Annotated in this window: 22 protein-coding genes and 2 tRNA genes; 9 read left to right on the top strand and 15 right to left on the bottom strand. The window is 57.2% G+C overall.

Annotated elements, in window-relative coordinates:
• Window positions 1–25 precede the first annotated feature (25 nt).
• The 4 genes from M0R30_RS12685 (at window position 26) to M0R30_RS12670 (ending at window position 2,296) form a co-directional block, all read left to right on the top strand.
• Window positions 26–96, top strand: a tRNA-Gly gene (locus M0R30_RS12685).
• A gap of 8 nt (window positions 97–104) precedes the next feature.
• On the top strand, window positions 105–788 hold the full coding sequence (locus tag M0R30_RS12680; RefSeq protein ID WP_292547465.1) for a DUF5612 domain-containing protein: 684 nt from the start codon (window positions 105–107) through the stop codon (window positions 786–788).
• A gap of 2 nt (window positions 789–790) precedes the next feature.
• Complete coding sequence (locus tag M0R30_RS12675) at window positions 791–1,363, top strand: L-threonylcarbamoyladenylate synthase (protein WP_292547463.1); 573 nt, start codon at window positions 791–793, stop codon at window positions 1,361–1,363.
• Between the two features lie 9 nt (window positions 1,364–1,372).
• The gene (locus M0R30_RS12670) at window positions 1,373–2,296 is read left to right on the top strand and encodes a nucleotidyltransferase domain-containing protein (protein WP_292547461.1); all 924 of its coding nucleotides are present in this window, start codon (window positions 1,373–1,375) and stop codon (window positions 2,294–2,296) included.
• A 52-nt stretch (window positions 2,297–2,348) separates the two neighbouring features.
• Here M0R30_RS12670 and M0R30_RS12665 read toward each other — a convergent pair whose 3' ends face one another.
• On the bottom strand, window positions 2,349–2,717 hold the full coding sequence (locus tag M0R30_RS12665; RefSeq protein WP_292547459.1) for a hypothetical protein: 369 nt from the start codon (window positions 2,715–2,717) through the stop codon (window positions 2,349–2,351).
• 431 nt (window positions 2,718–3,148) lie between these two features.
• On the opposite strand from M0R30_RS12665, the gene M0R30_RS12660 reads away from it, so the two are divergent.
• Complete coding sequence (locus tag M0R30_RS12660) at window positions 3,149–3,547, top strand: DUF3795 domain-containing protein (protein ID WP_292547457.1); 399 nt, start codon at window positions 3,149–3,151, stop codon at window positions 3,545–3,547.
• 7 nt (window positions 3,548–3,554) lie between these two features.
• Here the strand turns inward: M0R30_RS12660 and M0R30_RS12655 are convergent, their stop codons facing one another.
• On the bottom strand, window positions 3,555–4,184 hold the full coding sequence (locus M0R30_RS12655) for a Dna2/Cas4 domain-containing protein (protein WP_292547455.1): 630 nt from the start codon (window positions 4,182–4,184) through the stop codon (window positions 3,555–3,557).
• Window positions 4,185–4,330: 146 nt separating this feature from the next.
• On the opposite strand from M0R30_RS12655, the gene M0R30_RS12650 reads away from it, so the two are divergent.
• On the top strand, window positions 4,331–4,624 hold the full coding sequence (locus tag M0R30_RS12650) for a DUF3467 domain-containing protein (RefSeq protein WP_292547453.1): 294 nt from the start codon (window positions 4,331–4,333) through the stop codon (window positions 4,622–4,624).
• 53 nt (window positions 4,625–4,677) lie between these two features.
• Window positions 4,678–4,749 (top strand) — tRNA-Thr (locus M0R30_RS12645).
• Between the two features lie 166 nt (window positions 4,750–4,915).
• On the opposite strand, the gene M0R30_RS12640 is transcribed toward M0R30_RS12645, so the two are convergent.
• The 8 genes from M0R30_RS12640 to M0R30_RS12605 all read right to left on the bottom strand — a co-directional run bounded on the left by M0R30_RS12640 (window position 4,916) and on the right by M0R30_RS12605 (window position 11,709).
• Window positions 4,916–5,191, bottom strand: a complete 276-nt coding sequence (locus tag M0R30_RS12640) for a type II toxin-antitoxin system RelE/ParE family toxin (RefSeq protein ID WP_292547451.1) — start codon at window positions 5,189–5,191, stop codon at window positions 4,916–4,918.
• Window positions 5,188–5,424 (bottom strand): antitoxin VapB family protein, encoded by a 237-nt coding sequence (locus M0R30_RS12635; RefSeq protein ID WP_292547449.1) that lies wholly within the window; start codon window positions 5,422–5,424, stop codon window positions 5,188–5,190. The genes M0R30_RS12640 and M0R30_RS12635 overlap by 4 nt, the downstream gene beginning before the upstream one ends.
• Window positions 5,425–5,523: 99 nt before the next feature.
• Window positions 5,524–6,561, bottom strand: coding sequence for a PAS domain-containing protein (locus tag M0R30_RS12630; RefSeq protein WP_292547447.1), 1,038 nt, complete (start codon window positions 6,559–6,561; stop codon window positions 5,524–5,526).
• Between the two features lie 151 nt (window positions 6,562–6,712).
• Entirely contained in the window at window positions 6,713–7,099 is a 387-nt protein-coding gene (locus M0R30_RS12625) for a DNA polymerase ligase N-terminal domain-containing protein (protein WP_292547445.1), read from the bottom strand.
• Window positions 7,096–7,740, bottom strand: a complete 645-nt coding sequence (thiE, locus tag M0R30_RS12620; RefSeq protein WP_292547443.1) for a thiamine phosphate synthase — start codon at window positions 7,738–7,740, stop codon at window positions 7,096–7,098. The genes M0R30_RS12625 and thiE overlap by 4 nt, the downstream gene beginning before the upstream one ends.
• Before the next feature lie 8 nt (window positions 7,741–7,748).
• Entirely contained in the window at window positions 7,749–8,549 is an 801-nt protein-coding gene (gene thiM / locus M0R30_RS12615) for a hydroxyethylthiazole kinase (protein WP_292547441.1), read from the bottom strand.
• Window positions 8,550–8,683: 134 nt separating this feature from the next.
• Complete coding sequence (locus tag M0R30_RS12610; protein WP_292547549.1) at window positions 8,684–11,320, bottom strand: aminotransferase class V-fold PLP-dependent enzyme; 2,637 nt, start codon at window positions 11,318–11,320, stop codon at window positions 8,684–8,686.
• A 71-nt stretch (window positions 11,321–11,391) separates the two neighbouring features.
• Window positions 11,392–11,709: a carboxymuconolactone decarboxylase family protein gene (locus tag M0R30_RS12605; protein ID WP_292547439.1), complete on the bottom strand. Its 318-nt coding sequence runs from the start codon at window positions 11,707–11,709 to the stop codon at window positions 11,392–11,394.
• 144 nt (window positions 11,710–11,853) lie between these two features.
• Here M0R30_RS12605 and M0R30_RS12600 point away from each other — a divergent pair, with 144 nt between their 5' ends.
• The gene (locus M0R30_RS12600) at window positions 11,854–12,258 is read left to right on the top strand and encodes a pyridoxamine 5'-phosphate oxidase family protein (RefSeq protein ID WP_292547437.1); all 405 of its coding nucleotides are present in this window, start codon (window positions 11,854–11,856) and stop codon (window positions 12,256–12,258) included.
• 145 nt (window positions 12,259–12,403) lie between these two features.
• Here M0R30_RS12600 and M0R30_RS12595 read toward each other — a convergent pair whose 3' ends face one another.
• The gene (locus tag M0R30_RS12595) at window positions 12,404–13,129 is read right to left on the bottom strand and encodes a DUF169 domain-containing protein (protein WP_292547434.1); all 726 of its coding nucleotides are present in this window, start codon (window positions 13,127–13,129) and stop codon (window positions 12,404–12,406) included.
• Window positions 13,130–13,342: 213 nt separating this feature from the next.
• On the opposite strand from M0R30_RS12595, the gene M0R30_RS12590 reads away from it, so the two are divergent.
• On the top strand, window positions 13,343–14,080 hold the full coding sequence (locus M0R30_RS12590) for a DUF4013 domain-containing protein (RefSeq protein WP_292547432.1): 738 nt from the start codon (window positions 13,343–13,345) through the stop codon (window positions 14,078–14,080).
• A 123-nt stretch (window positions 14,081–14,203) separates the two neighbouring features.
• Here M0R30_RS12590 and hgcB read toward each other — a convergent pair whose 3' ends face one another.
• The 4 genes from hgcB to M0R30_RS12570 all read right to left on the bottom strand — a co-directional run bounded on the left by hgcB (window position 14,204) and on the right by M0R30_RS12570 (window position 16,726).
• Complete coding sequence (hgcB, locus tag M0R30_RS12585) at window positions 14,204–14,590, bottom strand: mercury methylation ferredoxin HgcB (protein WP_292547430.1); 387 nt, start codon at window positions 14,588–14,590, stop codon at window positions 14,204–14,206.
• A complete protein-coding gene (hgcA, locus tag M0R30_RS12580) occupies window positions 14,590–15,660 on the bottom strand; it encodes a mercury methylation corrinoid protein HgcA (protein WP_292547428.1) in 1,071 nt (356 codons plus the stop codon). The genes hgcB and hgcA overlap by 1 nt, the downstream gene beginning before the upstream one ends.
• 9 nt (window positions 15,661–15,669) lie before the next feature.
• A complete protein-coding gene (gene hgcC, locus M0R30_RS12575) occupies window positions 15,670–15,960 on the bottom strand; it encodes an HgcAB-associated protein HgcC (RefSeq protein WP_292547426.1) in 291 nt (96 codons plus the stop codon).
• An 82-nt stretch (window positions 15,961–16,042) separates the two neighbouring features.
• Window positions 16,043–16,726, bottom strand: a complete 684-nt coding sequence (locus tag M0R30_RS12570; RefSeq protein ID WP_292547424.1) for a tetrahydromethanopterin S-methyltransferase subunit A — start codon at window positions 16,724–16,726, stop codon at window positions 16,043–16,045.
• Window positions 16,727–16,733 lie beyond the last annotated feature (7 nt).

Here is a 16,733-nt window from a genome sequence, read left to right as displayed (position 1 = left end):
ATTAGAGAGGCGCAAACATCAGCGTGCGATAATAGTCTAGCGGTAGGACAGGAGCTTCCCAAGCTTCTAACCCGGGTTCGATCCCCGGTTATCGCATCCATCCTATGGAGTCTGAACCTGAACGCTCGGCAATGCGGATCATCGCGGAGAACCGCAGGGGAGTCCTCCGGGACATCGCTACCGTGCTTGCCAATCATGATGCGAATGTGGTCATGATCAACCAGGAAGTGTTCGACTCCGGCCCCAACTGTGGTCTTGCTGAACTCTATCTCGAATATGACTGTTACGATGCGGACGATTATGACCTTCTTTTAAAGGACTTAAACGATATCCCGTCCGTAAAGGATGTCAAGGCATACCGTCCGTTCGGTCATATTTTCGGGACACGCGTGATCATCATCGGAGGCGGGGCACAGGTCGCGCAGGTCGCCCTCGGTGCCGTGAACGAGGCAGACCGGCATAACATCCGCGGCGAACGGATCTCGGTGGACACCATCCCGCTGGTCGGGGAGCGTACCCTGGCCCTTGCCGTGGATGCCGTCTCCCGCCTCCCCCGCGCTGCCATCCTTGTCCTTGCCGGCTCGATCATGGGTGGGGATATCTCGAAGGCCGTGGACCGGGTCCGGGACGCGGGGATCCCGGTCATTGCCCTCAGGATGGCGGGCACCGTACCGGAGCATGCCGATCTCGTGGTCACCGACCCGATCCAGGCGGGAGTCTTTGCCGTGATGCACGTCAGCAGCAAAGCGGTCTTCGATATCAACCGCGTCCGCGGGCGGGAATTCTGAACATGGATATCATCGAAAAGGCCATATCGGTCCTCATGCACGATGGCATCGTCATCTATCCTACCGAGACGGTCTACGGCCTCGGGGCTGACGCATTTTCCGACGAGGCGATCCTGAAGGTCTACGAGGCAAAGAAACGCCCGCTCGCGATGCCCATCTCGATTGCCGTCTCCGACTTCGATATGCTGGGCGCGGTTGCCCGTACCGAACCGTGGATGCAGGGTTTCCTTGAGACATTCCTTCCCGGCCCCGTGACGGTAATTCTTCCTGCCCGTTCGTGTATCCCGGAGGTCCTGACCGGGGGCACCGGGATGATCGGGATCCGGATCCCTTCCCACCCTCTTGCACTCAGGCTCATCACGCAGTTCGATGCACCCATTACGGCCACAAGCGCCAACCTTCACGGGGCAAAAGAGCCCCGGACCCCGGAGGAATGCACCATCCCGCGCGAGCTGCTCATTGACGGGGGGATGCTCCCGGGAATCCCGAGCACAGTGGTCGACCTGCCGGCAAAACAGATCCTCAGGGCCGGGGCCGGTGTCGATCCGGTCGCAAAATTCCTGCTCACCCTATGAGGTCTCCTGATGCTGCCACTGCGCCTGCGTGATTTTATTGAAGACAACGACGGCTGGCTCTATGCGGTCTCGACCTATGATAATGATGACCGGATCGGGTGTGTGCTCCGGTATGTCCCGGACGGGAACGGGACACGGGTCCACCCGTCAGGCCGCCGCTACACCAAGTACGATTTCGAGGAGGCGTATGCCCACGTTGCCCGTTACAAGCCGGCCTATGCCGGCCTCCTCCACCGGGTACCGAAAGCCGATGTGAAACAGGTACTGAAGCCGGACCTCGATATCGGTCGTATTGCTGCCGCCCACCCCCGGGTGAAAAAACTCGTCAGCCTCTTCTCCCTGCCGGAAGGGACAGTCGGGTGTACCGGCTCGCTCCTCTGCGGGCTCGAAAACGAGGGCTCCGATATTGACATGGTGGTGTACGGGAAGCACTGGTTTGTTGCACAGGCACTGGTCCGGCAGGGTGTCCGTGATGGCAGGATTGAGGGACTTTCAGAAGAGATGTGGAGAAAGGTGTACGAAAAACGTAAACCCGAGATCCCGTACGATGTCTTCGTGCTCCACGAGCAGCGGAAATGGAACCGGGGCCAGATCGAGGGCACGTACTTCGATATTCTGTACACGCGGTCCTATGACACGATCGGCAGCGCCCCGGCCGGCCGTGGCCAGGTACTGGGGAAACAGACCATCGAGGCAAGGGTGACCGATGCGTCGCTCGCGTTCGACAACCCCGCGATCTACGAGGTGGAGCACGAATCCTTCAGCAGGGTACTATCCTTTACCCATACCTACAGCGGACAGGCACTCACCGGAGAGAGGGTCGAGGCCTGCGGGGTCGCTGAGCAGCACGGCGACGAGCGGTGGCTGATCGTGGGGACGACCCGCGAGGCACGCGGGGAATACATCATCTCGAAGACACTGCTCGATGCCTGAAAGAAAAAGAATGTTTCTCTCTTGAGAACGTGCAGGGAGAGGTGTCTCGCCCTCACCCGGTTACGGCATACCTTCCCTGACGTTCATGCACGCTCTCCGGCTCCCCCACACCGGGCCGGTGCCAGACCTCCACTGCATCTTCGTACTGGTCCGGGAACTGCTCCCGCCCGGAAACGAACTGTAATTTCCTGAGGATATGCTGCATAACGGGCCGGGGCATCACGACCCGGACATCGTACCCTTCGGTAAGCCACTGCCGGATCAGCGCCTGCGTGTTGCCCTCGTTCTTGTGCCGGGATATGATGTAGTGGAGGATGAGCCGGTTGCCCGCTTCCATCTCAAGCCAGCCCGAGAAGAGGTCTTCGGAAAATCCCAGTGCATCCCCCTGGGGGGTGCCGGTCTCGATACGTGTTGCTGCCATCTGCTTCACTTCCCTTGTTTTGCGATCCAAAGGATTGCATACATCCCAGATTTAAGCGGGATGAAGGGGGAGGGTGAAAGTGACGGCCTGATCGTGATGCGGGGGTCGGACGGTGTACGTTTTCATCTGTCCATAACGGGTAACGTATCCTGTTATAGTCGTAAAACGGGTATGGGTTTGGGCCCGTACATGCCACTGTGAGCTAAAGTACACCGCCCGACCCCCGCACACCCATTGGGATTCCGGGCCGGAATTTGTTATTTTTTACGAAGAAGAACTGCACATTAAACCAACAAAGGGGGATGCGGGGGTCGGGCGGTGTACTTCTGGTCTCCCCCATCTAAAACGGAGACCCGACCCGGAGATAGTACCGGCAATACGGCGGTCCACCGGCCGCCAATTATTAACTGACCGGAAACCTATCCCATTGTATGGCGGTGAAAAATCCGTTCAGGACCACACTGGTTGCCCCCTGCGGCATGGACTGCGCCATCTGCATGGCGTTTCTCCGGGAAAAGAACCGGTGCGGGGGATGTTACGCACCGGACAGGTTATGTAGTATCCACTGCACCATCTCTGCCTGTGAGCATGTGAAGGACAGGTACAACCATACCTGCAGCGAATTTCCCTGCAAACGGATGAAACAGCTGGACACGCGGTACCGGACAAAGTACCACATGAGCATGCTTGACAACCTTGCTGCAATTAAAAAAGATGGTATCCGTGCGTTCGTTAAAAGCGAGCGGGAGCGGTGGACCTGCACGGCATGCGGGGGGACCGTCGATGTCCACCATTACCGCTGTTCAGTATGTGGCAGGGAGCCGGAATAAGTCCCTCTTACAGCAACTCGCTGAGCCTCTTCCCGACGCTGCTCTCGCATTTTTCCTTGTATCTGCACCGGGTGCAGGGGGCATTGAGCGGGTGCTGCGGCATCGCACCATCCCGGATCTCCCGGAGCTTGTGGATGGTTGCTATCACAAGCCTGCGGTCCCGGGGCTGTACCGCGTGGTGCCGGGATACGCCATCCGGGATATACTCCACGTTTCCTCCGGGGACTTCTTTTCCCGTCATCTCCTCAAGGCAGAATGCAATGGCGGCAATGCGCAGCCGGTCGGCTGCATAGGTGCCAAACGGCATCGCCCCGGAAGCCCGGACAATGGAGAATGCCCCCTCGGCATCGATGCGGTCGATCATGCCCGCCATACCGTGCTTGTCTGAAGCGACCCGGACATCGGTCTGGACGGCGGGCTTCCATGCCGTCTTGTTGCAGGCCGTGATACAAAGGCCCAGAAATTCCCGGAGTGCCGGGTCAACGGCCGGGCGGACGGCCACAACCTCGTTCCAGATCAGGTCTGCATCCAGCGGTTTCCCGAGGTGGTACGAGAGCTGCTTGCAGATCGCATACCGGTCTGATTCCGTGACGGGTTCGCGCTGTTCATAGTAAAACCGGACCGGACATGCATGCACCCGCACCAGGTCTGAGATCGTGATGTGTCCTTTCTGTTCCGCCAGGATAACTCCTCCCTGTAACGTGGGAAACAGACCCGATTATAGTTTTTGGCGAAATTTACACAAGAAAAGACGGATAATCTATCAGGAGAAACACTTGGAGCATGAGCAGCCAAGAAATCTCAGTTAATATCCCTCCCACGCTTGATCCCGTGTACAGCAACATGATCCAGATCGCGTACAAGGACGATGAGTTCACCTTCATGTTCCTCCACCAGCTCCCCCAGGTGAACCAGGCACGGGCCAAGGCAATCGTCTCCATCACTCCGTCACACGCAAAGAACCTCCTCGCGGTCCTGACCAAGACGGTTGCCGACTACGAGTCCAAGTTCGGGACGATCGCCCCAAAGGAGAGCGCGGGGGAAAAGAATGTCACTGCGCTCAGCGGGTACTCGTAACCCATCGAGCCATATCTTTTATTAGTGCATAAGCCGATATTGTGAGGTATTACGCCGCCGTGGCTTAGCGGTATAGCGGCTGATTCGTAATCAGCAGGTCGAGGGTTCAAGTCCCTCCGGCGGCTTCAGAACTACGAGGGTACAAATCCCTCGCACTTTTCCGGTGTTCTCTTCTCTGATGTTACATCACGCTCCTGTTACGAGTGCGCTGGTGGACAATTTGTCAACCAGGGGGTTCATTTATTCAAAAGGGTCAGAAGGTTGTAAGAGGGGATCCGGATGAAAATTTATTTAAAAATCCCGATATGCCTGTTTTCTGTAATCAATTTCAAGCACATGAATGATCAGGACATCATCGTGAATTGAGAGCAGCGCACGAACATCTCTCCTGACCCGGAGAGAGTAGATCGGATGGTTCGGATTTGACGCCTTTATCTTTTTGATGAACCGGTACGGGTCTTCCCTGATAGTATGGATCGAACCGACAACCTTCCGTGCAATCTCCAGCGGTAATTTTTCCAGGTCCCGGTCGGCACGATGAGTGTACTTCACCCGGTAGGGACTCATTCAACTCCGTACTTCTTTTTGATAGCCTCTTCAGAGATCAGATTCCCTTTTTTGATATCCTTAAGACCCTCTTCCAGGCCTTTGATGGCATCCGCACTGAGCGGTTCATCATCAATGGAAAGATTCACAAGGCGCTCGATAACATCGTTGTATGATTCCTTCGGGTTGCGCTTCAGGTTGTTCAACTGGGTTTTGAGATCCTCCCGTATGTAAATTGAAGTTGCTGCCTGCATAGTAACACCTATAGGCGACTATAGGAATTAAACCAGATCCCTCACGTACCAGGTCTCCGGTCCCGGGCATCTTTTCCGGCATACGGTACCGGCGGGAACTTACGGGTTTCTCCGCCCGGAGATATCCCGCACTGTGCTCATCACCGCAGGCATGCCGAAATATTCTGTGATCCTGCTGCTGATCTCCACGGGCAGGGTGCCGCCGTCTTTCTTCTTCAGCTCGGACACGAACAGGATGTGGCCCCGGGCCTGGAACTGTTTTACCTCATCCGAAGGGAACATGGCCTCCGGGTGCACGGCGAGGTCGTAGAGCGTCTTGTGCATCAGTTCTTTCTTCGTATACCCGAGATAGCGGCTTGCGATCACGTTCGTCTCGAAGATCTTGCCATCAATGTCGTGGAGGATGATTGCATCGCTCGCACCGTCAAAGAGCGTCCGGTAGCGGAGTTCGGACTCGATGAGTTCGTCCTTCATGCGCTTGCTTGCCGTGACGTCCATCATCGAACAGACAATGAGCCCCTCTTTGGTGAGGGCGGCAGTGATCAGCACCCAGATCACGGTACGGTCCTTCTTCCGCAGGGCAACCTCCATCTCCGTGATCTTCTCCTCCTGCCGGATCTGTTTCATAAACCGGATCTCCTGTTCGCCATCAAACCAGAGTTCCGTAAACGACTGGCGGGCAAGTTCCTCAGGAGGATACCCGAGAATTTCTGCCGACTGCGTGTTGATCGTCCGGATCTTCTGGGTTTCGAGCTCGAAGGTGATGATCCCGGTCTGGGATGTCTCAAAGATGTCGCGGTACTTCCGCTCCTGGAGGGCCTGGCCGGAGAAGGCAGACAGGACGATCCCAAGCGAGACAAAGATGTAAAAGAATGCCATGCTCGCTACATACAGCTGGATGCTCCCGGACCCGTACAGGTACACGAGCCCGAGGAATATCCATCCAAGGAGTACCGTGAAGTACACCGAGTACCGCGGGCAGCAATAGGCGATAAAAAGGATTGGCAGGATGTAAAAATACGGGAAGATATCGAAGTACCCGTTTTTTAAAGAATATATTGAGACAAGAACGATCCCAACGGTAAGTAATGCCGTGATCGATAGCCAGAGCGTATGGTTTGTTGAAATGGTTCTCATACCACAATCAGACCTGCACTGAAGTATCCGCTTGTAGATAGTTCCGGGAATTTATTATATGTTGTGATGACTTTTGGTCATTTCAGATATTCGGCACCAGAGATATGCATTCATCATTGTGACGCTGTCTGGTGGTGCAGGCAGCCTGGGATCAATCCCGCGCCCGGATGATGAGCCATTCCTTGTCGCCGGCCTTTCTGAACCGTACAAGGACAAATTTCCCGGAGTACCGGGCACCGTGAAGGACCACTTCAATCCGGTCCCGTTCCCAGAGGGCCGGTGAATAGGTCCCGGTATCGGCGATCTTCACTTCTCCCGCACCGTATTCACCTTCCGGGATGGTGCCAGAAAACCCGATGTAATCAAGAGCATGGTCCTCCACCCCAATCCCAAGCCTCCGTTCACCAGGTTGTTCCGGGAGCCCTTTAGGAACAGCCCAGCTCACGAGGACACCCCCATGTTCGAGCCGGAAGTCGAAGTGGTGGTGCTTTGCGAAATGCTCATGCAGTACAAACCGGGGTTGTGGATCGCTCTTCATCTCGTTCTCCGCCGGTCGCGTTTATGCCAGGCAACGGTCTCCGCAAGCCCCCTGGCAGCAGCCGTGATGTCGGTCTGCGAGACAACCGCCGAGATGACCGCGATACCATCAGCCCCTGCACCGATCACCTGCCCGGCATTGTCAGGCCCAATCCCGCCGATGGCAATGATGGGAATACGGACTGCTGCCCGCATTTTCTTTAATAGCAAAAGGCCGTGACCGGGCCCGGCATCACTCTTGGAATTCGTGGAGAAAATGGGGCTGATGGCGACATAGTCAGCACCGGCCCGTTCGGCATCAACCGCTTCGTCCACCGAACCGACAGAGACGCCGATGATGAAGCCCGGCGGCGCGAGCTGGCGGGCGGTGTCGCACCGGAGGTCACCCTGCCCGAGATGCACGCCGTCCGCCCCGCAGGCAAACGCTATGTCAAGCCGGTCGTTCACGATGAAGAGTGCCCCGGCCTTCCGGGTAATGGCGTGGATCTCTCTTCCAATCAGGACAAGTTCCTTGAATGAACGGTCCTTGTCCCGGAGCTGGATGGCTGTTGCACCCCCGTCCACTGCACGCTCTGCGATCACCGCGTGCGGGAGTCCACCGGCAAGTGCCTCGTCCGTGATGACGTACAGGTCAAGGTTCATACATGAGGTTATACGGCTTTGATCCGGGCTGCCCGTGCAAGGTCATCGGGAGTGAGGGCTGCAAGTTCATCGAAGAGCATGGTCCTGAAACTGCCGGGACCGCGGGCAGCTGCTGCCGCACGTTCCCCGGCAATGCCGAAGGCGGCAAAGGCGGCTGCCGATGCAAGGACTCGGTCTTTCGACTCGGCACTAAAGACACCGGTCACGGATGCGGCCATGCAGCCGGTGCCGGAGATGCTGCCCATCATCGGGTGGCCGTTCTTGACAAGCAGCGTGTGCTTCCCATCAGTGACAATATCTGTTACACCGCTGATCGCCACGGTCAGGCCGGCAGCCTCTGCATATTCCTGTGCAATCGCAACAGGGTCACCGGAAAGCCCGTGGGAGTCCACGCCCCGCACTTTTGCTTCGGCACCGGCAAGCACGCCGATCTCGCCGGCATTGCCCTTGAGGACCGTGATGTCAAGCGTGTCCAGCAGCCTGCGGGCAGTCTTTGTCCGGTACTGCGTTGCACCGACACCCACCGGATCGAGGATCACCGGGATCTTCCGCTCATTTGCCATGCTGCCAGCCAGTTCCATGGACTCAATCTGCACCGGGTTGAGCGTCCCGATATTGAGGACCAGTACGCTTGCTATCGCGGCCATCTCCGCTACTTCGTCAGCCGCATCGGCCATGACCGGTGCGCCACCGGCGCAGAGGGTGATGTTGGCACAGTCATTGACCGTCACGTAGTTCGTGATGTGGTGGACGAGCGGGCGTTTCTCCCGGACAAGGGAGAAGAGATCGGCAATCTGTTGTTTCTTCATGGAAGTTTACACCTGACCGGGCTCATGCAGCCCGTTTGTGTGATGATAGTTGGCGATTCCTACATATTAAATCGTGATGAATAGGTCCGACACCGAAGCGCCCGTGTGCGCAAAAGGGAGGGGGCAGGCCTTACTTACCTTGTGATCTCTTCGATCGTGGCAAGGAAGAGGTCCGCTTCTTCTGTTGTATTGTAAGGCCCGATACTGGCCCGGACGGTTCCTTCCCTGAGACCCAGCCGGTCCATAAGAGGGATGCAGCAGTGGTGACCGGACCGTACCATGATGTCGGCCATCTCGTCAAGCCGCTGCGCAACCTCGTGCGGGTGCAGCCCCTCAATCGTAAAGGAGATTACCCCCACCCGGCGTTCGGGAGAGTCCGGAACATAGAGCCTGACACGGGAGTTCTGCGCCAGGCCGTTAATAATCCGCGTCGTGAGGGCCTGCTCGTGTTTCCGCACACGGTCCATGCCAAGCCGGGAGAGGTAGTCGACAGCAACACCGAGCCCGATTCCACCTGCGATATTGCCGGTACCGGCCTCGTACCGCTGGTACCCTTCTGACAGGGTATACTCCGGTCCATTCACGCTCTCAACAACACCGCCGCCCAGCAGGAGCGGTTCAATATCCGGCTCCTTCATCCAGAGCACGCCGGTGCCCGTGGGGCCGAGTATCTTGTGGCCGGAGAAGGCGGCATAGTCGCAGCCGAGTGCTGCCACATCGACCGGCATATGGGGTACGGTCTGGGCCATGTCCACCAGCAGGAGGGCGCCATAGTCGTGGCAGATCTTCGCGATCTCTGCAACGGGAGTAATCACCCCCAGCACGTTCGAGGCATGGGTGATTGCAACCAAACGGGTCCGGTCCGTGATTGCAGCTTCGAACGCGGCAAGGTCGAAGGAATAATCATCCTGCATATTCGAAATATCCACCGATACTCCCTGCCGTGCAAGGTGATACCAGGGCAGGAGGTTTGAGTGGTGTTCGAGGATGGTCGTGAGCACGCGGTCACCGGCCTTCCACGGGAATCCGTGCGCCACCATGTTAATGGACTCGGTTGTGCTCTTGGTGAAGACTGTGACACCTTCTTTTGCGCCAATGAACCCCGCCACTTTCTCATGGGCATGCCAGTAGCGCTGGGAGGCAATCTGGGTGAGGCGGTGGACGCCCCGCCCGACATTGGCCCGGTAGTTGCGCTCGAACTCGACATACGACTGAATCACCGGCTCGGGGGACAGGCTGGTGGCTGCATTGTCGAAGTACACAACCTCTGCAAGGAGCGGGAAATCCTTCCGCATCCCCTGCACGTCAAGACTGTCGCTCGCAGGTTCCTTCATCTCTTCCTTCATGGTTCTCCCTTTCCCGATATCAACCATCTCATGGTCCTTTTTTGCCGGATGGATTGCCTTGAGCGTGAAGTCCTCGTTGACCGCAATCCCCCGGTCCCGGCATACTTCACGCATCTTCTTCGGCAGCGCTTTCCACCGCCAGAGCCCCCAGCGGCAGTAGGCATCCGGCATACCTTTCTTCTCCGCCCACCGCTCAACGAATGTATCCCAGCGTTTCGCATAGTCTGGGTGGGATACGCGGATCTGCTCGTACTCGCTCTCCAGCATTGCCGGGCAGAGGTAGCAGCCGATCCGCTCGATGCCCTCTTCGTAGAGCGGGTTCATGGCTGCCTTCTGCCACCAGAGGAAGAGGAAGACCTCGAGCGCCCGCCAGTTCCGGATGGGGGATACATTGAGCTGGAGCGGGTTGTCGGGGTTCTGGCTCGTCTCGTTCAGGCTTGCGCGGTTCCAGGACTCGTACCACCGGTTGCCCTGGATCGTGACACAGGGTCCGACCTGTGCAAGGTAGAGCTTGAGCGGCCGGAGCTTCTGGAACTTGCAGCACCAGCGGTTGTCCTTGCCCGGAGGGCCGGCCTTCTCCACAGCCTGCCAGAAGTCCCCGGCACCGCTGACAATTTCGACACCCTGCGACTTCACGAACGCAATGGTCTCGGGAAACTCGAGGCCGGTATCGATGAAGAAGGCCTTTGTAACGCCTGCCTTCCGGGCAAGGTGGAGCACTGCCGTGCTGTCCTTGCCACCGGAGAACGAAACGTTTGCGGTCGGCCGGTCGGACATGTGGTGTTTTATGGCACGGATCGCGTTCCGCTCCAGGTTCTTGATGTGGTACCGGTTTTTCTCGATCACAACATCCCAGCCGGGGTCGGGGCGGGTGCGGGGTTCCACCGCGATGAGCTCCTTTACCTTGATTGAATTGTCTTTGACCGTGCCTGTCCCGTACCGGGCCTTGTATCTCACAATCACGGTCCCGTCGGGAACGGGCTTTGTCAGGGCAAGCCGTTTCCCGCCGATCCGCCCCTGCTCCTTCCGGGCATCAGTATGCGTATCAAGGTCCACTATGCCTTTTGTTGCATGGCGGACGATGAACGGCAGGGCTTCCGGGGTGAGATCGAGAACGAATTTCCGCTTGACCGGGTCGAATGTCAGCCAGCCAAAGCGTTCACCGTGCATGATCACGAGGTCGGCACGGTCGACCCCGCCGGTCTTGTTCAGGAGAAGGATCCTGGCAACCGGGACACTCCCGAACTGCTCCTGCACGAGCCGCTGGATCAGCGCACGGTCCGCAGAGAGGGCAGGGCGGAGTTCGTAGGGCTGGAGGAGCTCGATCTTCCTCCCCTCCCGGCCACAAGCACAGCTCTTTGCGATCAATGGGACGTTGCACTCATCGCACCAGTACAGCACCTTCTTGACCGGTGGTTCGCGCATCACACTAGACAAATGGGATCCGGCAGGAGATAAGAGAAGCGATGGCGGTCATCCTGCAATGGTAAAAAAAGTTATTCGAACTGCTTCACCGCATCCGGGAGGCAGGTGACAACCCCGCGGACCCCGGAGACCGTGAGCGTCATGAGAATGGCGTCCACAACTTCCTCCTTTGTGGCTCCCGCCGCTTTCGCCATGGGCACATGCGCCTTCACGGCCATCGGGTCGCCCATCGACGCCTTCATCGCAATATAGATGAGCTGTTTGGTCTTCTGGTCAAGCCCCTTCGATGCCACAAGCGACATGATCAGGCCGTTAAATGCTTCTGCAACTTCGGGCGCTTCCTGGTTGAATACTTCCATCGGGTTTGCCTGCATGATTATCAGCTCCATGGTCTTCTCCTGCCGTATATGAACCTGCGGGACGCAGGGTGAATCTGTCTCCCGTACGAGGTTGCCCACCGTCCGGCGGTTTCCCTGCATATTTCAAAAAGTATATGGTGTCATGAATCCTTTGGGAGAAATGGTGAGAGTACCATGGTGAAGCTGAACGCAGACATGAAAGAGGCATTCTCGAAGATGAAAGTCTACCCGGTTGCCACGGCATCCAAGGACGGGACCCCGAACGTGGTCCCCCTCGCGATGGTCGAACTCCACGATGACGAGACCATCTGGATCACGGACAACTTCATGAACAAGAGCCTGTCAAACCTCAGGACCAACCCGAAGGTCGCCATCTACATCTGGGGGCCGGAGATCAAGGGGTGCTTCCAGATCAAGGGCGTGACTGCCATCAAGAACAGCGGTGCGGAATACGAGGAGATGAAGGCCAGTGTCAACCGGAAGAGGCCGGAGCTCCCCGCACGCTCGCTGATTATCATGAAGATCACGGAAGTCTTCGAGTGCAAGCCCGGGCCAACCGCAGGTTCGAAACTCTTATGAGTATGAGAGGACATCAGTCCTCGAATACGAAAAGAAGATTCTAAATCTTTTTTGAAGTTTCTCACGGGCGCAAAACTCATCTAATCCTTTTTTGGTAAACCTGATATCCGGCCACTCCTCATCGGGCAGCCTTGAAAAAGTGATATTATTTCGCACCGGGCTTGGATCCCGGGGCGGCTGCAACCACGTTCAGTGCCTCGATGAGTTCCGGCAGGATCTCCGCAGGAATACCCATCACCATCTCGCCGTCCTCGATACCGGAGAACTTCCGCGATCCGTCGCACCCGAGCGAGAAATTGATCTTTCCGTTCAGGTAGGTCTGGGCGCAGGCATCGGCACAGACCGACTGGATGCCGGCAAACTCGGCTTCGATCCTCCCGCCTAAACGGAACAGGGTACTCTGGGAGAGCTTGAGCATGGCCCACGGGCTTGCAACAACAACCACGACCTGCGGGTCGAACGGCGCCTTCTCGAGCGGGGCATACATCGTGGCATAGGTGTCTCCGGTCCCGAGATGTGCGACACGGTCGATGGTCCGCTTGCAGGCAGCGGAGCTCTCGAACTTGCCGAGTTTGAAATAGAAGTCGCCATTCTTCAGCGTCTCGGTGATCTCCTTGAGACCGAGCGACCATGCCCCGCCATTGCATTCATGATTTTCTGCCGTGGAATAGAAGACTTTGCCTTCTTTCCGTGCAAGCCCGACCATCAAGCAGTGCCGGATCGTCTTGTCGAGTTTCTCCATGCCCGCAGGGATATCTTCCTTCTTTGTGGCGAACCGGAATGCAACCGGGGAGCCGGAGAGTTTTAAGAGTTTCTTGAGCGTATCGGCAGCTTCTGTATAGTTGATAGGAATCTTCACACCAGATGACATATCCACAAACACCATCCATCCGAGGGTTATCGGTATTTACACCATATCATGCCGACTACATAAACGTAGTGATAGGGCATGCAGTCGTTCCCGATCGTGATGTCCGGGACCGGGCAGGGATCGGCCCAGATAGCATTATTTTCCAAAAAGGCCACACTCCGTACAATAACCTGACCGGGCAGGGATCTGCCTGGTGACATTTTTGGTGAACGCATGGATTACACAGAGATAGTACGCGACGCCTTTGGCTATACACGCCAGGGCGTATTTGGGAACGGCGGCCGGTGGGCAAGGATGATCCTCGCACTCATCCTTCTCGCCATACCGATGAACGGGTATATAATGCGGATTTATCGCGGGGCAGAGACCGCGCCGGAGGTCGACCCGTGGGGGAGGTTATTCATTGACGGCCTGAAACTGATGGTCATTGCACTTGTATACTCGATCCCCATCATCATCCTCTGGCTGGCAACCTACGGGCCGCTGGTGGCAGAAGTCCTGTCGGGCCAGGTCGAAGCTGCCATGGCATCCTCGTGGGAACCAAATATCGCGCTCATGCTGCTCATGTATCTCGTGGAGTTCATCATAGCCCTGGTACTGCCGGTCGTCTCCATCCGGTTTGCACGGACCGGCCGCTTCTCCGATGCATTCCGGTTTAAGGAGATCAGCGAACATATCGGGAAGATCGGGTGGATCAACTATATCATCGGGATCGTTCTCGTTGCGATAATTGTCGCAGTCCCCGTCATGGTACTGTTCACGGTCATGCTCATCCTGAGCATCGTGCTGGCAGTCGCCATGGGATTTGGGTTTTTCCCGATCCTTGGCGTGGTAATCCTTGTATCCATGCTGTTCTTCCTCATTCTCTCGCCAATCTTCATGGTCTTCCAGGCCCGGTGCTGGACCAGGATCTATGACAGCACAACCATCACAGCAGCAGTGACAGAATAATTTTACTCCTTTTTTCGCTCGCAGACTCTCCGGACAGGGGCAACATGGCGTCACCTTACCCGTATGGAACGATCCGGCCAGGGAACACGAGTTTCTTTGTCTGCGGGTTCATGATATCCGTTGTCACTTCCCGCCACAGCCTGTTTTCTCTGACTGGCCACAGCATGAGCCCGCGTCCCCGCCGCAACTGCACTCAGTATCCATATCCTTTCCTCTCAGTGCCGCCCCGATCATCGCCCATGCACACCCGACGCCGCTCTGTACCTCGATAGCCTGTACCGGACAGTTCTTCGCACAGGCACCGCACTCCATGCAGGAAGCGGGGTTTGCGAGTTCTGCATGCTCATTTCCTTCGGCAAAGACCGCGTGCGGGCAGACCTGCGTGCAGCGCTTGCAGTTGATGCACCGGTCGGGGTCGTATTTCAGGCTGGTTTCTGAATAGGAGTCGAAGAATCCTGACGGATTCTTCTTCGCCTCAAGGTTCTGATGAACCTCTTCGGATTTAAACATCAGATCACTCCAAGCAGCCTGCTCACACCAAGAGTAATTCCCGCAACCGAACCGACCACGGCCATCACTGCCATAAGGGGGACGTACCGGAAGATCTCCTTTTTCACTCCGGTGCGGGAGGTGAAAGTCGTAGCCCCGGTAAAGTTCAGGGCACTATAGGCGACCACTGCCGGTATTACAAGAAGGGCCGTTGCAGCTCCCGCCGCATTCGCCCAGCCAGGCAGGAGAGGGTTAGTACCGAACACAACCGCGAAGGGGATGGCAACAACGCCACCCAGGATCAGGCCTTTTGTTGAGAAGTCCTGTGTCGGAATAAACAACAGCAGTGCAGGGAATAGCGCAGTCCCGGCAAGGACTGCTGACACAACGGCAAGCGCAGCAACCGGGCCGGCAAGTACCCAGAGAACCGCTGCCACGATGACCATCGGGAAGGCAACGTGGACAAACTCCACGGGGATCAGGATCAGCCGGTCCCAAAGCGGGAACTCCACCCGCCGCATAGCCGGGGTTGCTTTATGAGTCTTCAGGTACTCCGACAGGTCCCGTGCACGTACCGGGCCGAATTCCATAAGGAACTTTGACCTCCGCAATACTTCCGGCCACGAGATTCCCGGCGCCCCCAGCTGGGGAACGATGATCTTCCGGTGGCTGACGATATTTTCGAGACCGGATGACTGGATCCGGAGGACCAGCTCATCCGTCCCGAACGTCCCCTTCCCCGCAGCGCACCAGACATTGATCCCTTTCGTATCCAGCACCAGGATCCAGGCATCGAAACCTGCAAGCGCCGAGCGGAGGGCATCAAAGCTGAGTGTATAGTTCGCCGAGGCAAAGACCGGGGACTCGGTGCTTGGGTTCCCGAGCCGGTACAGGCCGGGAACAACGCGGTGGCTCTCGCGTTTCCAGCCCCAGCGGGCCGCAAAGTGGTCGAGCCGGTTGGCGGGGGTGATCGTGCTGTCTGTTGTCCGGATCTCTGCGGGTGAACGCACTGCAGCATCACAACCGCAGGACGGGGCCTGGGCAGATGCCGAACATGAACAGGCCGATGCGGCCGTATCTTTGGTTTCCATGGTATCCCCTTACTCGCGGCCCTGCTCACCCATCAGCGGCCCGAGCACATCCTTGACCATGCCGCTCAGGTTGTCCGCTTTCATCAGCGCAAGACAGCAGATGCTGCCGTCCTTCTCCCAGCTGATCAGCGCGAGCTTGTCACCGGTCCTGATCCCGGCTTTCTCCCTCACATCTTTTGGCAGCACCATCTGGCCGCGTTCGTCCACGCTCAGCACCGCCTCGACCCGGCAGCCCGGACGACACGTGCATGACGCTTCCCCTGAATTTTTTGTACTATCCGCTCCCTTTTTCGGAGACATGATGAAACCTCATTATTCTTGTGAAGTTTCAAACTATTTATACATTTCAGAAAAATCAGAATTTTCAACAATATGATTGGGATCAGCTGTTGTCACGGGCGCTCTGCTTCTTCTTCAGCCGTTCGATGAGTTCCAGCGCTTTCTGCTTTGCCGCACGCTCCTTGTCATCGGCCGGCTCGGCCCAGGGCTGCGTCACATTCCAGGTCAGCCTGCCGCTGAACGGGGGTTCGGGAAATGCACCCGGATCGGAGAGCATCTGTCCCCGGAACTCTACGGGTTTTTCCTGGAAACAGGACCAGACCGCTTTCCGGATCATGTTCTCATCCTGGAACTGGCAGTCCACAAGGGTCACCTGTTCCCGGAACCGGGTGATGAACTCCACCGGGACATTGTACAGGTACGCTGAAAGTCCCGATGTCCCGATAATGCGTTTCTTGTCATCGACACCGTTCCGGAACAACGCCTTGATCGCATCACCGGTCTTATGGCCTTCCGATTCCGGGCCGCCGAGAATGAGGTACCGGATGTTCGGGTTGGCTATGACATTACAGATGATCTTCTCGATCCCGATATTGGCGGTCTGCAGGGTACCGGAGAGCGCGGCGCCGGCTTCGACACCGGTCCGCACGAGTTTTTCGATCTCCGGAGGGATGGCTTCGGCATCATACGTGAGGATGATAACCACCGCGACCGGGGAATAATCGTTCCCCCGCAGGTATCGCCCCTCCTCTGGAGGATATTCCGGATGCGGGGGAATTTTCAGCATAACACGA

Source organism: Methanoregula sp., from assembly GCF_023227875.1.
GTDB lineage: Archaea > Halobacteriota > Methanomicrobia > Methanomicrobiales > Methanospirillaceae > Methanoregula.
This window is presented reverse-complemented; position numbering and strand designations above follow the sequence as displayed.

Bases quoted from the DNA above. Each gene is read 5' to 3' on its own strand.
- thiM (WP_292547441.1), bottom strand. From the start codon at position 8,549: ATGAAGAAACAACAGATTGCCGATCTCTTCTCCCTTGTCCGGGAGAAA.
- M0R30_RS12590 (WP_292547432.1), top strand. From the start codon at position 13,343: ATGGATTACACAGAGATAGTACGCGACGCCTTTGGCTATACACGCCAG.
- M0R30_RS12675 (WP_292547463.1), top strand. From the start codon at position 791: ATGGATATCATCGAAAAGGCCATATCGGTCCTCATGCACGATGGCATC.
- M0R30_RS12670 (WP_292547461.1), top strand. From the start codon at position 1,373: ATGCTGCCACTGCGCCTGCGTGATTTTATTGAAGACAACGACGGCTGG.
- M0R30_RS12680 (WP_292547465.1), top strand. From the start codon at position 105: ATGGAGTCTGAACCTGAACGCTCGGCAATGCGGATCATCGCGGAGAAC.
- thiE (WP_292547443.1), bottom strand. From the start codon at position 7,740: ATGAACCTTGACCTGTACGTCATCACGGACGAGGCACTTGCCGGTGGA.
- M0R30_RS12665 (WP_292547459.1), bottom strand. From the start codon at position 2,717: ATGGCAGCAACACGTATCGAGACCGGCACCCCCCAGGGGGATGCACTG.
- M0R30_RS12660 (WP_292547457.1), top strand. From the start codon at position 3,149: ATGGCGGTGAAAAATCCGTTCAGGACCACACTGGTTGCCCCCTGCGGC.
- M0R30_RS12625 (WP_292547445.1), bottom strand. From the start codon at position 7,099: ATGAAGAGCGATCCACAACCCCGGTTTGTACTGCATGAGCATTTCGCA.
- M0R30_RS12635 (WP_292547449.1), bottom strand. From the start codon at position 5,424: ATGCAGGCAGCAACTTCAATTTACATACGGGAGGATCTCAAAACCCAG.
- M0R30_RS12605 (WP_292547439.1), bottom strand. From the start codon at position 11,709: ATGGAGCTGATAATCATGCAGGCAAACCCGATGGAAGTATTCAACCAG.
- M0R30_RS12570 (WP_292547424.1), bottom strand. From the start codon at position 16,726: ATGCTGAAAATTCCCCCGCATCCGGAATATCCTCCAGAGGAGGGGCGA.
- hgcA (WP_292547428.1), bottom strand. From the start codon at position 15,660: ATGGAAACCAAAGATACGGCCGCATCGGCCTGTTCATGTTCGGCATCT.
- M0R30_RS12640 (WP_292547451.1), bottom strand. From the start codon at position 5,191: ATGAGTCCCTACCGGGTGAAGTACACTCATCGTGCCGACCGGGACCTG.
- M0R30_RS12610 (WP_292547549.1), bottom strand. From the start codon at position 11,320: ATGCGCGAACCACCGGTCAAGAAGGTGCTGTACTGGTGCGATGAGTGC.
- M0R30_RS12600 (WP_292547437.1), top strand. From the start codon at position 11,854: ATGGTGAAGCTGAACGCAGACATGAAAGAGGCATTCTCGAAGATGAAA.
- hgcC (WP_292547426.1), bottom strand. From the start codon at position 15,960: ATGTCTCCGAAAAAGGGAGCGGATAGTACAAAAAATTCAGGGGAAGCG.
- M0R30_RS12650 (WP_292547453.1), top strand. From the start codon at position 4,331: ATGAGCAGCCAAGAAATCTCAGTTAATATCCCTCCCACGCTTGATCCC.
- M0R30_RS12595 (WP_292547434.1), bottom strand. From the start codon at position 13,129: ATGTCATCTGGTGTGAAGATTCCTATCAACTATACAGAAGCTGCCGAT.
- M0R30_RS12630 (WP_292547447.1), bottom strand. From the start codon at position 6,561: ATGAGAACCATTTCAACAAACCATACGCTCTGGCTATCGATCACGGCA.
- hgcB (WP_292547430.1), bottom strand. From the start codon at position 14,590: ATGTTTAAATCCGAAGAGGTTCATCAGAACCTTGAGGCGAAGAAGAAT.